General features: G+C 75.1%; 13 protein-coding genes and 1 riboswitch. Of the genes, 4 read left to right on the top strand and 9 right to left on the bottom strand.

The genetic code is table 11. The annotated features are described in order from the left end of the window. Positions 1–5 precede the first annotated feature (5 nt). From ACN27A_RS02495 to ACN27A_RS02530, 8 genes are all read right to left on the bottom strand, one after another. Positions 6–905: an ECF transporter S component gene (locus tag ACN27A_RS02495; protein WP_421449484.1), complete on the bottom strand. Its 900-nt coding sequence runs from the start codon at positions 903–905 to the stop codon at positions 6–8. Then, on the bottom strand, positions 902–2,533 hold the full coding sequence (locus tag ACN27A_RS02500) for an ABC transporter ATP-binding protein (protein ID WP_421449486.1): 1,632 nt from the start codon (positions 2,531–2,533) through the stop codon (positions 902–904). Before ACN27A_RS02500 ends, ACN27A_RS02495 begins: the two co-directional genes overlap by 4 nt. Further along, positions 2,530–3,792, bottom strand: a complete 1,263-nt coding sequence (locus tag ACN27A_RS02505; RefSeq protein WP_421449488.1) for a CbiQ family ECF transporter T component — start codon at positions 3,790–3,792, stop codon at positions 2,530–2,532. Before ACN27A_RS02505 ends, ACN27A_RS02500 begins: the two co-directional genes overlap by 4 nt. Continuing rightward, a complete protein-coding gene (locus tag ACN27A_RS02510) occupies positions 3,785–4,705 on the bottom strand; it encodes a hypothetical protein (RefSeq protein ID WP_421449489.1) in 921 nt (306 codons plus the stop codon). Before ACN27A_RS02510 ends, ACN27A_RS02505 begins: the two co-directional genes overlap by 8 nt. Then, positions 4,702–6,168 carry a cell wall anchor protein gene (locus ACN27A_RS02515; RefSeq protein WP_421449491.1) on the bottom strand — a complete coding sequence of 489 codons (1,467 nt, stop codon included), beginning with the start codon at positions 6,166–6,168 and terminating at the stop codon, positions 4,702–4,704. The genes ACN27A_RS02510 and ACN27A_RS02515 overlap by 4 nt, the downstream gene beginning before the upstream one ends. A 137-nt stretch (positions 6,169–6,305) precedes the next feature. Further along, a riboswitch (cobalamin riboswitch) is annotated at positions 6,306–6,422 on the bottom strand. Between the two features lie 111 nt (positions 6,423–6,533). Continuing rightward, positions 6,534–7,019 (bottom strand): hypothetical protein, encoded by a 486-nt coding sequence (locus tag ACN27A_RS02520; protein ID WP_421449492.1) that lies wholly within the window; start codon positions 7,017–7,019, stop codon positions 6,534–6,536. A gap of 35 nt (positions 7,020–7,054) precedes the next feature. Then, positions 7,055–8,122 (bottom strand): peptidase, encoded by a 1,068-nt coding sequence (locus ACN27A_RS02525; protein WP_421449494.1) that lies wholly within the window; start codon positions 8,120–8,122, stop codon positions 7,055–7,057. A 384-nt stretch (positions 8,123–8,506) separates the two neighbouring features. Further along, positions 8,507–9,223 carry a hypothetical protein gene (locus tag ACN27A_RS02530; protein WP_421449496.1) on the bottom strand — a complete coding sequence of 239 codons (717 nt, stop codon included), beginning with the start codon at positions 9,221–9,223 and terminating at the stop codon, positions 8,507–8,509. Positions 9,224–9,420: 197 nt separating this feature from the next. Here ACN27A_RS02530 and ACN27A_RS02535 point away from each other — a divergent pair, with 197 nt between their 5' ends. Beyond that, complete coding sequence (locus ACN27A_RS02535; RefSeq protein ID WP_421449498.1) at positions 9,421–10,314, top strand: SGNH/GDSL hydrolase family protein; 894 nt, start codon at positions 9,421–9,423, stop codon at positions 10,312–10,314. A 688-nt stretch (positions 10,315–11,002) separates the two neighbouring features. On the opposite strand, the gene ACN27A_RS02540 is transcribed toward ACN27A_RS02535, so the two are convergent. Beyond that, on the bottom strand, positions 11,003–12,232 hold the full coding sequence (locus ACN27A_RS02540) for an MFS transporter (protein ID WP_421449500.1): 1,230 nt from the start codon (positions 12,230–12,232) through the stop codon (positions 11,003–11,005). 149 nt (positions 12,233–12,381) lie between these two features. On the opposite strand from ACN27A_RS02540, the gene ACN27A_RS02545 reads away from it, so the two are divergent. Genes ACN27A_RS02545 through ACN27A_RS02555 form a run of 3 tightly spaced genes read left to right on the top strand, consistent with a single transcriptional unit; the run spans position 12,382 to position 14,432 of the window. Then, positions 12,382–12,582: a hypothetical protein gene (locus tag ACN27A_RS02545; protein ID WP_421449502.1), complete on the top strand. Its 201-nt coding sequence runs from the start codon at positions 12,382–12,384 to the stop codon at positions 12,580–12,582. Continuing rightward, on the top strand, positions 12,579–13,379 hold the full coding sequence (locus ACN27A_RS02550) for a Rossmann-like domain-containing protein (protein WP_421449503.1): 801 nt from the start codon (positions 12,579–12,581) through the stop codon (positions 13,377–13,379). Before ACN27A_RS02545 ends, ACN27A_RS02550 begins: the two co-directional genes overlap by 4 nt. A gap of 18 nt (positions 13,380–13,397) precedes the next feature. Further along, entirely contained in the window at positions 13,398–14,432 is a 1,035-nt protein-coding gene (locus ACN27A_RS02555; RefSeq protein ID WP_421449505.1) for a pyridoxal-phosphate dependent enzyme, read from the top strand. The last annotated feature ends 155 nt before the right edge of the window (positions 14,433–14,587 follow it).

The raw sequence follows: 14,587 nt of genomic DNA on the forward strand, positions 1-14,587 counted from the left end.
CCAGATCAGGCGACGTCGCCCGGTGGGTCGGTGGTTGCGGCTCCGGCCACCGGCCGGAACGGACCGGCCCGGTCGTCCCCACCCGTGCGGGGTGGATCCGGCTGTGGTTCGGGCGCGGCGAAGGTGACCGGTGCGTCGAACGCGGCCCGCCGGGCGGCGCGGCGCAGCGCGGCGAGCACCGCGGGGCCGGCGAGGACGATCGCCACGGCGGTGGTGATCGCGCGTCCGGTGTCCCAGCCGAAGGTGGAGGTGACCGCCGTGAAGACGGCGAAGCGGTGCAGGTTCTCCAGCAGCGGCGCTCCGGCGACGTAGGAGAGCTGGGTGTCCGCGCCGATGCTGAACGGCCAGAACCACAGGTTCATCAACAGTCCGTAGCCGTAGGCCGCGAGGACGCCGTAGCCGGCCAGGGCAGCGATCTCGGCCCGGCCCCGCAGCCTCGCCGGTAGCAGGCCGGCGCCGAGACCGATCCAGGACGCTGCCAGCATCTGGAACGGCAGCCACGGCCCGACCCCCGCGGTGAGCAGCGCGGAGGCGAACAGCGACGTCGAGCCGAGCAGGAAGCCGAATCCGGGCCCGAACACCCGGCCGGCGAGTACGAGGAGGAAGAACACCGTCTCGATGCCCGCAGTGCCGGCGCCGAGCGGGCGCAGCGCGGCGTTGACGGCCGCGAGCACCCCGAGCATCGCCAACGCCTTGCTGTCGATGCCTCCGGAGCTGAGCTCGGCCAGCACCAGCGCCACGAGGACCGGCAGCACCACGAGGAACACCAGCGGCGCCTCGCCCGTGCGGGCGGTGCTCTCGGGTTGGGCGGGAACGAAGAACGGCCAGGTGAAGGTCGCCAGTGCGGCGGCCGAGGCCAGAACCAGCACGACGGCGGTACGCGGGGCGACCCGCAGCACGCTCACCCCGGCTCCTCGGTCGTGGCCAGTGCGGCCGCGACCTGCTCCACGGTCAGCCACGGCGCGGGGGCGAGGACCTTGGCCACCTGCGGGGCGAACGCCGGCGAGGCGAGCATGACCTCCGCCGTGGTGCCGGCCGCGACGATGTCCCCCTCGGCCATCACCACGACCTGGTCGGCGAGGGCCGCGACGAGCTCGACGTCGTGCGTCGCGATCAGCACCGCCCGGCCGTCGGCGGCCAGCCGTCGGACGACGGCGGTGAACTGCCGCTTGGCGCGGTAGTCCAGGCCGCGGGTCGGCTCGTCGAGCAGGACCACCGGCGGGGCGGCGGTGAGCTGGACGGCGAGCGCGAGCGCGAGCCGCTGCCCCTCGGAGAGGTCACGTGGGTGCCGGTCGGCGGGCAGCCCCGGGGTGAGCTGGTCGAGCATCGCCCGACAGGTGCCGGCCGGTGCTCCGGTCTCCCGGTCGGCCTGGTCGCACTCGGCCTCCACCGTCTCCAGGTACAGCAGGTCACCGGGGGTCTGCGGGACCAGACCGACATGCCGGCGGGCCCGGGCCGGCGGCAGGGCCTTCGGGTCGACGGTGCCCTGCGCGCCGACGACGGCGACGGTGCCGCCCTGGCGGGGGCCGCTGCCCTGCACCGCCCAGAGCAGGCTCGACTTGCCCGAGCCGTTGCGCCCCATCAACGCCACGATCCGCCCGGGAGACAGCTCCAGGTCGACGCCGGCCACGGCGACCGTCCCCGGGTAGCGCACGACGACGTCGCGGGCCGTCAGGACGGGGGGCGCGTCCGGGACCGTCGCCGCGGCCGGCACGGCGGCGTCGGCGAGCCGGTGGCGCAGGGCGGCCGCGCGCCGGCGGGCATCGCGTACGGACAGCGGCAGCGGCGTCCAGCCGGCGAGACGGCCCAGCTCGACCAGCGGCGGTGCGATGTCGACGTCGGCGAGCACGGCGGCCGGCTCCCCGTCCACCACCCGACCGTCGCCCGGCAGGTAGAGCAGCCGGTCGGCGTACTGCACGACCCGTTCCAGCCGGTGCTCGGCCAGCACCACCGTCACGCCGAGGTCGTGCACCAGCCGGGTCACCACGGCGAGCACGTCCTCCGCCGCGGTGGGGTCCAGCGCGGAGGTGGGCTCGTCGAGCACCAGCACCCGCGGGTGGGCGGTGAGGACCGACCCGATGGCGACGCGCTGCTGCTGCCCGCCGGACAGCGTCCGCAGCGGCCGGTCGCGAAGCTCGGCGATGCCCAGCAGGTCGAGGGTCTCCTCGACCCGTTTGCGCATCACCGGCGCCGGCAGGGCGAGCTGCTCCATCCCGTAGGCGAGCTCCTCCTCGACGGTGTCGGTGACGAACCCGGACAGCGGATCCTGCCCGACCACGCCGACGACGTCGGCGAGGTCGCGCGGCGGATGACGGCGGGTGTCCCGGCCGTCGACCGTCACGCTGCCGTGCAGGGTGCCGCCGGTGAAGTGCGGCACCAGCCCGTTGATCGCCCGCAGCAGCGTGGACTTGCCCGTGCCGGTGCGACCGACGACCAGGCAGAGCTCGCCCTCGTCGATGCGCAGCGTCACGTCCCGCAGGGTCGGGCGGTCGCTCCCGGCGTAGCGGACGGTCACCCGGTCGAAGTCGATCACGAAGGGCCTCCCGGTGCGGGGGACGACGACGCCAGCCGACCCGCTCCGTCCGCCGGCGCGGCGTCGACCGGACCGCGGGGTGCGGTCGGCGTGCCGGCGGTGCGCGCGGCGGACGTCCGCGCGAGCGCGGGAGGCGGCGCCAACCAGGCCGGCGCCGCCGCGACCACGACGGCGAGCAGCGTCAGCGGCGTCAGCTCGGGCCAGGTGAGGGGGCTCACCGGCGGGTAGAGAAGCTCCGGATCGACCGAACCGGCCAGCACCGTCAGCGCGGCGGCGCCCACCCCGCAGCCGGCCACGAGCAGTTCCGCGCTCCGCCAGCGGTCCGGCCGGTAGCGGCTGCGCCGCACCCGACGGCCGGCCAGCAGCATGCCGGCCACGGCGGTCGACAGGCCGACGAGGAGCATCGGCAGACCCAGGTACGCGGGGCCGGTGGCGTCGAGCAGCCCGTACGTGCCGGCGCAGACGCCGACCAGCCCGCCGAGCACCAGCGCACCGGTGACGGCGCGTTGCCCGGCCGGCACCGCCGGGGTGCGGCCGTAGCCCCGGGAGTCCATCGCCGCGGCAAGTGCCAGCGACCGGTCCAGCGCGTCGGCCAGCACCGGCAGCGCGATGCCCCGCAACGCCCGTACTCCCCGGCCGGAGGCGCCCCGCAGCCGCCGCGCCCGGCGGACCCGCAGCACGCTCTCCACCAGTTGCGGGGCGACCGACAGGGCCACCACCACGGCCGTGCCCACCGCGTACAGGGCCCCGGGCACGGCTTTGAGCAGCCGCTTCGGGTTGGCCAGGGCGTTCGCCGCGCCCAGGCAGACCAGCATCGTGGCCAGCCTCAGCCCGTCGTAGAACCCGCCGAGGAGCTGCTCGGCGGCGACCGGCCCGAAGAGGCGGATTCCCGCCGCCCACGCGGGCAGGGGGATCTCGGGTAGCCGGACGAGCACGTGGTCGCCCTGCCCGCCGCCGAACACGATCCGGAACAGCACCCGCATCGCCACGATCACCGCGCCGAGCACCAGGTACATCCGGAACGCCAGCGCCCACGGCGCGTCTCCCCGCCGCCGGACGACCACCAGCGCGGCGACGGCGACGAGCAGGCCCAGCGGCAACGGGTTGGTGGTGTGGCTGGCCGCGGTGGCCAGGCCGAGCGCCCACAGCCACCATGCGCCGGGGTGCAGCGCCCGGGGCAGGCGCGTCGCCCGTCCCACCGACCGTGCCCGGTCCGCTCCGGCGGGCCTCTCCACGTGGCGGGTGCTCGGGTCAGTCATCCGGCTCGACGGTCCGCCGCCGCCGTGCGGCCAGCAGGCCGCCCACGCCGAGCGCGACCAGCAGCAGCACGCCGGCCGCCGTCCCCAGCGGGATCCCGCGAGCGGCACGGGGCGCGGCGACCTCGGTCACCACCGGCTGGTCGACGGTACCGCCCGCCGGTGGGCTGACGGCAGCGCTCGCGGGTGGCGTGGCGACGCCCGCGTCCGTTGTCGGGAGCGGGCCGCCGGCCGTCGGCGTACCGGTGGGGAGCGGCGCGGGCCCGGCGGAGCCCGGCACCGGTCCTGCCGCGCCGGGGCGGCCGGCGGTGGCGGGTGGTGGCGCGACCGGTGGACCGTCTCCTGCCGGCGGTGGCGCGACCGGGCCGCCCCGGGTGGGCGGTGCCGGGGGCCGAGGGGACGGTGGAGGCGGCGGTGGCGCGGGACGCCTCGGTGCGGCGCCCGGTCGGGGCGCGTCGCTGGCGTTGCGGTTGAGGGAGAACGACCAGCCCTCGAAGCTGCCGGCCGGCGGCTTGCGGTTGAGCACACCCTTGTCGCTGTACGTCCAGCTGCCGCCGCTGGTCGCGTGCCAGTACGACCAGTAGGCGCTGGCGGGAGGCGTGTCGACGCACTTCTCGGACGCCGTCGACGGCTTGCCCTCGATCCGGCAGACGAACCCCTCGCCCCAGCGCAGCGTGCCGGTCATCTGGAACCCGGCGTTCTTGAGCGCCGCCAGCCCGGTGGACTGCTCGCCCCGGGCGCACCGCACCACGGTCCCGCCGCCGAGCTCGTTGAAGTCGACCACCACTGTCACGCCGGAGGCGTCGGGGCAGTAACCGGCCGATCCGGCGGCCCTCGCGGGGGTGCCCGATCCGACCATCGTGCCGGCGGCGGTGAGGGCGACGACCAGAACGGCGCGGGCGGCCCGGACGGTCACGCCGCCCGCCGACGGCCGAGGACGACGAGCAGCACCCCGCCGCCGACCAGCAGCAACGCGATCAGCACGTAGCTGGTGATCGCCGCGCCGGTCGTCGGCAGCCCGCCCAGGCCCGGGGTGGTCGGGGTCGGGCCCGGGGCGGCGGTCGTCGACGCCGTGGCGGACGGGGTCGACGGCACGGTGGTCGCGGACGGGCTCGGTGTCGGGACGGCCGTCGCGGTGGGCGTCGGTGACCCGGTGGGCACCGGGGAGGTGGTGGCGCTGGGGGAGGCGGTGGCGGTGGGCGGGGCCGTGCCGGTCGGGGTCGGCCCGGGCGACGACGGCGGCGGGTCGAGGCCGATGCGACCCAGCGGCACCTGGACGAGGCCGAGCACGGCCTGCGCGGTGCCTCGACGCCACTGGTCCCGGTCGGTGTCGGTGATCCCGGACGCGACGGCCGTCGTCAGGCTGTCGGTGTTGTAGGCGACGGCGCCCGCATCGGCGGCGGCCGCGCCGCCGTTCGCCGCGGTGAGCTGGAGTGCGGCCAACGCGCCGGCGGCCCGCGCGGCCTCGGCGTCGCGGCCGGCGGCGGCGAGGGCCTGTCCGGCCAGGCCGGTGCTGTTGGAGTTCGCGCCGGTGGTCGGGCCGGAGCCGCCGAACGAACCGTCGGCGCGCTGCTGATCCACCAGCCAGGCCACGCCCTTGGCGGCCGCCGCGGTGGCGCCGGCGGCGCCGTCGGCAGCGGCGGCGAGCAGCGCCTGCACGGCCATCGCGGTCGAGTCGACGTCGAGGGTGGCACCGGCCTGCTCGTCGCAGGACGGGGACGGGCCGTCGGCGGTGTCGGGGTAGAGCCGGAACCCACCGGCCGCGCACTGCTGGCGGATGAGGAAGTCGACGGTGTCCTGCGGTACGTCGCCGCTGCGAGCCAGGCCGAGCACGGCGAAGGACTGGTCGAAGGCGTTGCTGGCGTCCGGACCGGTGTCGGCGGTGGTGCGGCTGGTGATCCGCCCCCGCTGGTGTCCGGCGTCCGCCCCGGCGACCAGCGACAGGGTCTCCGTCCGCAGGTCGAAGCCGCCGAAGTCGGTGGGATCGGCTCCGGCGGCGGAGGCGGCGTACAGCAGCTTCGCGGTCGACCCGCCGTCGATGAAGCCGGGGATGCCCCAGTCGTCGAGGCTGTTGTAGGACCGCACGTGCGCCGCGACCTGCGCCGTCGCGGCCTGACGGACCGGCGCGTCCACCCCGGTGGCGGAGAGGGCGAGGAGCCCGTCGATGGTCAGACCCCAGTCCGGACCGCCGAACGGGCCGGGCAGCACCCCGTCGGCAAACTCGCCGGCCAGCCAGGAGGCGGCGTCGCGCGCGGCGGCGGCGTGGGCCGGGGCGGGCGCGGCCACGACAGTCAGGGGTACGGCGGTGAGCGCGGCGATCGTCGCCGCTGTGGCGGCTACGACGCCGGCGCCGAGACGCCGGGAACGGGACCGGGACATGAGGGGTGCCTTTCGCAGAGCGGTCGGTGGAAGCTCCGGAAAGCACCCGGGGACAGCGACACCCCGCTCGCGTGATGCGATGAGCGGGGTGGAGCGGACCTCGGTGGCCCGGACTTCACCCTGTAAACCTCGACAGTGGAAGCCGCTCGTCCCGGGCGAGGCATTCCGGCTCGCGAGGCCGGGGCCTCGCTCACGGTTGCGGGTCAGCGCCGGCTTCGCACCGGCTTCCCCCCACTCGGGACGTATGCAGTTGTAGCCCGGCGTGCACCGGGTGCCGACACCGTACCGCCCGCACGTCGCGCGACGCCAGGGGAGGTGGCCGGCACCCGGTGCACCACTACGGTGACACCCCGTGTGGGCTACGGTCAGGGCGCGGCGATGCTCGGCGGGGCGCCCGCGCCGAACGACCAGCCCTCGACGGTCCCCGGGGCCGGGTTGTAGCTGCTCGCGCCGGACGTGCTGTAGGACCAGGCGCCGCCGCCGGGGGCATGCCAGTACGACCAGTACGCCGTGGCGGGCGGGGTGTTGACGCACGGATCGGCCGTGGCGGTCGGCTTGCCGTTGATCCGGCAGACGAACGCCAGCCCCCAGCGCTGGGTGCCAGTCACCGTGAAGCCGGCGCCCTGGAGGGCGGCCAGCCCGGTGGCCGGGTCGCCCGGAGCACAACCGACCTGGACGCCACCGCCGAGCGCGGCGAAGTCGACCACGACGGTGACGCCGGAGGTGCCGGTGCAGGCCGCGGCGTACCCGGCCCGGGGGGCGGGTTCGACGGCGGTGAGGGCGACGGCGGCGACGGCGGCTGCCAACAGGCCGGCGAGCCGGGTGCGGACGGTGGATCGGTGACGGAACACGGTTCCTCCTGAAATCGGTGGGGCGACGGGACGGGTCACGGGCAGGCGGGGACCGGTGCGCCCGGGGTGGCGCCGGCCGCGGACAGCCGGGCGTACCCGATGCCGGTCAGGCCGAGGACGGCCTGGCCGGTGGCCCGGGCGGCGGTGCCGGGGTCGAAGGCGCCGCCGTCGAAGTCGACCGCGCCCCGGTCGGCCGGCGCCCCGGCGCAGCCGACCTGTAGTCCGGCGAGGAACACCCGCGCGCGGGCCCAGGCCAGCGGCCGGTTGCCGTCGCGCAGCGCCTGCGCGGCGAGGCCGGTACTGTTGGCGTTCGGGATGCCGGCGGCGTTGGCGAAACCGCCGTCGGCGCGCTGCACGGACAGCAGCCAGCGCAGCCCGGCGGTGGCGTCGGTCGGGCGGCCGGTGACCCGCAGCGCCTGCACCGCGAGCGCGGTGGCGTCCACGTCGGAGGTGCAGACCGGCTGTGCGGGCAGCAGCGGGTAGCCGCCGTCCGGGCAGCGGGTGGCGGCCAGCCAGGCGGCGGCCGCCGGAGGCGTGCCCTGCGCGGTGCGGCCCAGGGCGAGCAGGGCGAAGGACTGGCTGAAGGTGTTGCTGTAGTCCCCGTACGCCGAGCGGTCGGTGAACCGGCCGGTGGGGGCCTGCAGCGAGCGCAGCCGGGCGATCAGGTCCACGCCGCCGACGTCGGTGGGGTCGCCGCCGCGCACCTGGACGGCGAGGGCGAGCTTGGCGGTCGCGCCCGCGTACGCCTCGGTCGTGCCGTCGCCGAGGTAGGCGTCGCGGATGTCCGGCCGGGTGACCCAGGCGAGCGCCCGGGCCCCCGAGTCGTCGGCGACGCCGGCAGCGGCGAAGGCGAACACCGCGTCGAGGGTGAGGCCCTGGTCGGGGTAGGTGACACCGTCGAAGACGACCTCGAGGCGTTCGCCGTCGACGAGTTGGCGGGCCAGCCAGCCGGCCGCGGCCTCCGACCGGCCGATCCCGGCGGTCGGGGCGGGGGAGACGTGGGCGGATGCCGGTGCGGCAACGGTGAAGGTGGCGAGGGTGAGGGCGGCGAGCACACCGCAGAACAGGGTGAGCAGGCGGTGCCGGCTCAGGCGGACGACCATCGGAAGCGCCTTTCCGGCCCGGCGGTCGTCAGAAGCCCGGACGACCGTCGCAGCGCGGGGGTCGACCGGGACTCCGACCCGTGGGCCACGACGGGTGGGGAGCGGATGCTGCGTGTACGTCGGGTATTCGGGCTCGCCGTCGGAGGTGAATCTCGACGGCCTACCGTTGCGGGCCAGCGCCGGACTTCGACCGGACTTCCCCCGCACGCACGCGCGTTGGTGGAGTTGTGGCGCCAGTCTGGAGTGGAGGGACGCCGGATGTCAATGTGTGATCGGCCGCGCGCGTCCGTCCGCTGCGGCCGGAGTGGCGCCAGCGCCGACAGGTGATCGGCGTTCGCCCGGCCCCGGTGGCGCGGGCCCGGGCGAGGCCGCGCCGCGATGTCCTCAGGCCAGCAGTTGCTCGCGCATCCGCGCGCCGGGGTTGAACCCGCCCACCACCCGAGGGCTGGCCGGATCGTGCACGTCGAGGGTGTTGTTGCGGCGCATGAGCTCACGCACCGGAGGTGGCAGCCGGGGCGGGTCGTCCATGGCCGCGAGGATCTGTCCGGCGCTCGTGATCAGTCCGTCGGCGAGGGCGGCGGCGTCGGTGTCCACCCGCACCCGGCCGTACTCCCAGCCGGCGGTGGTGAGGTCGAGCACCTCGAACACGTGGGTCACGAGAGGATTCGGGTCGGTCACCCGGTCGAGCCGGTCCGCCTGGCGGCCGAGCACCGCGACGGCGGCGGCCACCTGGGCGTACGGGTGCAAGCCGCTCGGCAACGCGAACAGCGGCCAGCGCAGGGCTCGGCCGGCCTCCAGCCACAGCGGCCGGTAGTTGCGGCGGTGCACCAGGAGCCGGCGGCCCGTTCGTCGGTGGACGTCCTGGGCCTGGGCCTGCAGGTCCACGTAGGCCTCGTCGGCGACCTGGCTCACGATCCGGGCCGCCACCACCACGCCGTCGTCGTCGCCGTTGAGCATCCCGGCGACGGCCTGGACCTGCTCGGGGAACCGGAGCTGCGCGTGGGCGCCGTACCGGTGCTGGACGTCGCGGAGCAGAGCCTGCTGCCGTTCCGGATCGAGCTGGACCCGCCCGCCGCCCAGCAGTCGCTGGAGCCAACGCATTTCGCCTCGTTTCAGCAGAGCCGTCCCGGACTGCGGCAATGCTAGTGCGTCGGACCTTCCCGCGCGCGGAAGGGGGTGGCCGAGTCGCCGCCGCGTCCCGCCCGGCGGCCTGCGGCAGCAAAGGACGTCGATATTGACGTGCGACGACGGCGCGGACAGAATCACGGCACCCACCATGATCCCCGCTGGGAGATGCCATGACCCGTCCCCGCCTGCCGTTCCTCCGGGCCGCCAGCCGGCTGGCCGCGTTCGCCGCGGCCACCGCCGGTGTGCTGCTCACCCTCGCCGCACCGGCCAACGCCGCCGCGCCCACCGGGCGCTACGTCGCCCTGGGCGACTCGTACACCTCCGGCCCGCTGATCCCCACCCAGGTCGACCTGAACTGCCTGCGCTCCAGCCGCAACTACCCGTCGCTGGTCGCCACGTCCGTCGGCTCGTCGGCGTTCGCCGACGTGAGCTGCTCCGGCGCCACCACCGAGGACATCCTCGTCGGCGGCAGCGGCGCACTGGGCATCTCGTTGCCGCCGCAGCTCAGCGCGATCACCCCGGACACGACGCTGGTCACCGTGCAGATCGGCGGCAACGACATCGGCTTCTCCGGCATCATCACCGACTGCGCCGAGGCGAGCCTGAGCAGCCCCCTCGGGTCTCCGTGCAAGAACCGGTACACCGCCGGTGGCGTCGACCAGTTGCAGGCCAGGATCGCCGCCACGGCGCCGAAGGTGACCGCCGTGCTGCAGGCCGTCCACCGCGCCGCGCCGGGCGCCCGGGTCGTGGTGCTCGGCTACCCGGCGATCGTGCCGGACAGCGGCTACGGCTGCTGGCCGGTGGTCCCGATCGCCTACCAGGACGTGCCGTACCTGCGCAGCGTCCACAAGTCCCTGAACGGGATGCTCGCCAGCACCGCCGCCGCGAACAACGCCACCTACGCCGACGTCTACGCCCCGTCGATCGGCCGCGACACGTGCAAGAGCAGCGGCACCCGCTGGGTCGAAGGGCTGGTCCCGCAGAACGCCGCCGCCCCCTTCCACCCGAACGCCAGGGGCGAGCAGGGCATGGCCAACGCGCTGCTGGCCAGGCTGAACAGCTGACCGACGGCTCCCGACCTGACCCGACGAGCACCGGCCACCCGCCCCGCCGCCCATCCGGCGGCGTCACGGGTGGCCGGTGCCGGGCGAACACCATCACCTGTTCGTCCATCGCCACCTACTGCCCCGCGGCGGCCCCGCCGATCGGGCGCGGGGCCGCGATCTGGAGGCGGCTCGGCGGCGGTCAGTCGGCGACGACGAGCGCCTGGGGCGCGGCGGCCTTCATCCGGGTGCGCAGCCACGTGAGCTGGATGGCCGTCCCACCTGCATGGCGTGCGTCGGGGGCGCCCAGTGCGGGATGACGTCGACATCGACGTTCCAGAGCCGTCGGCGACCGCGATGTCCAGCGCGTCGCCGTTGGAGTGCAGCACCGACGCCGACTGCACCCACCGGTCCACGTCCGCCTCGGTCAGGTCACCGTCGAGGAACCGGTCCACCCGCACCGGCCACTCCTGCCCCGGCCCGTACGGGGTCCGTTCACCCCACGGGTCGGCGATCCGGTCCACCACGACGCGCTCCCCTCCGGATCCCGGTCGTCACACCTGCCCCGCCGTCACCGCGGGTCGTCGCCCCGACCCGGGCCCTCCAGTATGTGGCGATACCCCCGACCGGCATGCCGAAGCGGACCGACAGCCACCGCTTCGGGGTGTCCGTGCCGGCCGCCCCGGTCGGTCGACCCCGCGGTCGGCGATCATGGCCGCACGGTGAACCGACGCGAGGAAGGCACGAGCGCCGCGGCGGCGGGCGCGGCGAAGCACACCACGGCACACCCGGCGAGGATGCCGGCCGCGCCGAAACGGTCGATCGCGGGAGCGATGAGCGCCAGCCCGGCAGGCGCGAGTCCGTAGGACAGGAGGAAGTCCAGCGAGGACACCCGGGCGAGCTTCGTCGGCTCGACCTCGCGCTGGGTGGCGGTGAACCAGGGGACGTTGAACAGTTCGATGCCGAGTCCGGCGAGCACGTAGGCGGAGACGACCAGCACGGGGTGCACCGGCAGGAGCAGGCTGAGCGGTACGAGCCCGTACAGGGCGAGCCCGGCCAGGGCGGTCCAGCCCGGTGCCGGCGGGCGCCAGCGCCCGATCAGCACGGCGCCGGCGAGCGCCCCGAGGGTGTACGCGGTCATGGCGGCGGCGAGCACGGCCTCGGTGCCGTAGCGGTCGCGGCTGACCAGTGGCAGGACCACTCCGGTGGCGGAGTATCCGGTGGCGATGACCGCGGTCAGCGCGGCCAGGCCCGCGAGGAACCAGGGGTGGCGGCGTGCCTCGCGTACGCCGTCGGTGAACTCGGTCAGGATTCCGGGCCTGGCGACGGGCGTGTCGGGTCGGCCGATCCCGGCGGGTGGGATCAGGGCGGCTGCCAGCCACAGGCCGCCGACGCCGAGCAGGAGCATCGGAACGGGAACGACCAGGGCCAGTAGCGCGGTCAGGCCCGGGGCGACGAGGGTGGTGACCCGTACGGCGAGGGTGATCGCGGCGTTGGCCTGCTGCCGTCGTGGTTCGGGGACCACCTCGGCGGTCAGCGCCTGGAAGGCGGGCCGGCACGCGCCCTGTCCCGCACCCATCACGGTTGCCGCCACGGCCGTCAGGGCGAGCGACCGGCCCATGCCGAGCACCATCACCGGGGCGGCGAGGGCGCCGAGCAGGCCCGACCACAGCACCACTCGCCGGCGCGAGTGCCGGTCGGCGAGCACGCCGCCGATCGGGACGGCGACGAGGAACCCCACGGTCCGTGCGGCCAGCAGCACGCCCAGTTCGATGGCGGTCAGCGACCGGTCGAGCACCGCCAACCCGAGGATGAACGGCAGGGCCCACGTGGCCATGCCCGAGGCCGTCGTACCCGTCCACAGCCGGACGAAGGACGTGCTCCGCAGCATCGAGTGCGGCTCCGGGCGGGTCTGCACGGTGTCGTCAAGCATACGCATCGATTCCTCGGCCTTGACCTGACAATGATTGTCATTATAGTAACGGTCGCGGTTGGTCTCGTCCCGGCGGCCGACAGGTGCCGCCGACGACCGACCTTCTCCAGCACGCCGCACCGACCGCAGCCCGCCCGCTGACCCGAGGGAGGACCATGAACATCAGCCTGGCCGACCTGCCACCGGCACTGCCGCGACCCGACACCCGCTTCGTCCCGCTGGTGTCCGACCTGTTCGACGCGCTGCCCGACGGCACCCGGCCCGACGTCGTGACCTTCAACCCGCCCGCCGTCGGCCACGACTGGCACGACGGCGTCGTCACGTTCCTGTTCCGACTCACCCGCAACCAGCGATGACGGCCCTGGCCGGGCTGGTGACGGCGGTCCTCGACGGCCAGCACGGCCCCGACCCCGCAGCCGTCGCGGCCACCAGCGTGTTCTGGGTGCACCACGGCACCCGCCTCGCCGGCGGGAACACCACCTACCGCAACCAGTACGTGCTCGCCCGCGTCGGCACCGCCATCGGCGGGTGCGCCTTCGCCGACGGCGAGGTGGAACCGGCGGTGTGCGCCCGATACTCCGGCGCGCCCGTCGCCCACCTGCTCACCGACGCGCCGCCTGCGGTGCGGGTGGCGGCCCTCGACGCGTACCTGGCCCACGTGCGTCCCCACCGGGACTCCGACGCCGAGCCCGTCGTGCTGCCCGCCGGCACGCCGGAGGCGCGGGCGCGGGCGCGCGACGCCGCGGTCGCCGGACTCCTCGACGTCACGCCCGGCGCGAAGGTCGCGCTGATCGGCGTGGTCAACCCGCTCGTGGCCGCCATCCGCGCACGCGGCGCCGAGTGCCTGCCCTGCGACCTCACCCTGCGCACCACCCAGTGGGGCGACCCCGTCACCCCCGACATGCGCGACGTCCTCGGCGTCGCCGACGCCGTCGTGGCCACCGGCATGACCATCGGCAACGGCACCTTCGACGAGATCCTGCACACCTGCCGCGACCGGGGCGTCCCGCTGGTCGTCTACGCCCAGACCGCCAGCGCGGTGGCCCGACACTTCCTCGGCGCAGGCGTCACCGCGCTGTCGGCGGAGCCGTTCCCGTTCTCACAGTTCAGCGCCGAGCGGACCGTGCTGTACCGGTACCGCGCCCAGTCCTGACCACCCCAAGGGGAAGACGTGGACGAGCACATCAGCGAGACACTGAGCAGACCCGCACTGATCCAGCTGGACGAGCACACCACCTGCGTACGCTTCGAGACCATGAAGGTGGCCTCCGCGCTCGCCGCGGTACGCCACCTGCTGCACCAGGGCGTGATCGCGCCCGGCGACACCCTCGTGGACAGCTCCAGCGGCATCTACGCCCACGCGCTGGCCCTGGCCTGCCACCGCCACGGCCTGCGCTGCCACATCGTCGCCTCCACCACCGTCGACGTCACGCTGCGCACCCAGCTGGAGATCCTCGGCGCCACCGTGGAACCCATGCCACCGACGACCGACCTGAAGCTGGACCAGGACCGCCGAGTCGCGCGGGTGCGGGAGATCCTTCGCGCGCAGCCGCGCCACCACTGGATGCGGCAGTACCACGACGACATCCACTACCTGGGCTACCGCCCCATCGCCGCCCTGATCGGCCGGGAACTCGACGGGCAGCCCCTGACGATCGTCGGCGGCGTGGGCACCGGGGCTTCCACCGGCGCGCTGGCCACCTACCTGCGCGACGCCACCCTCGACGTCTCCCTCGTCGGCGTCCAGCCGTTCGACAGCGTCACCTTCGGCAGCGACCACGTCCGCGACCCCGAGATCATCATCGCCGGCATCGGCAGTGCCATCCCCTTCGCCAACGTCCGGCACACTCTCTACGACACGCTGCACTGGATCGGCTTCGACGCCGCACTGGCCGGCAGTATCGCCCTGCTACGCGAACACGCCGTCTTCGCCGGCCTGTCGACGGGCGCCGCCTACCTGGCCGCACGCTTCGAGCGACGTGCGGACCCCCGGCGGCACGTCGTCCTACTGGCCCCCGACACCGGCCACCGCTACGTCGACGCCGCCTACACCCGACACGCCCAGGCCGTCGCCGCACACGACCTGCAACCCCACCAGATCACCGAACTGGCCGACATGAAGCTGCCGTGGTCGCGCATGGACTGGAACGCCGCCCCGGCCCCCACGGCCGCAGCAACCGACCCGGCCCTGCAGTCCGCATCCTGAGGGGCCACGGCACCGCGGGGCCGGACGGCTCGTGGGTGCCGGCCCGCGCGAACGCGAGAGCCTGGCCTGCGGGGATCAGGCCAAGCTCTCGCGCGGTCAGCCATCGTGGATTCGGCCGCTCGGCCCGGACGACGGCGGCGGCGGAGGGAGGCCCC

Source organism: Micromonospora sp. WMMD737, assembly GCF_049179055.1.
Classification (GTDB): domain Bacteria; phylum Actinomycetota; class Actinomycetes; order Mycobacteriales; family Micromonosporaceae; genus Micromonospora; species Micromonospora reichwaldensis.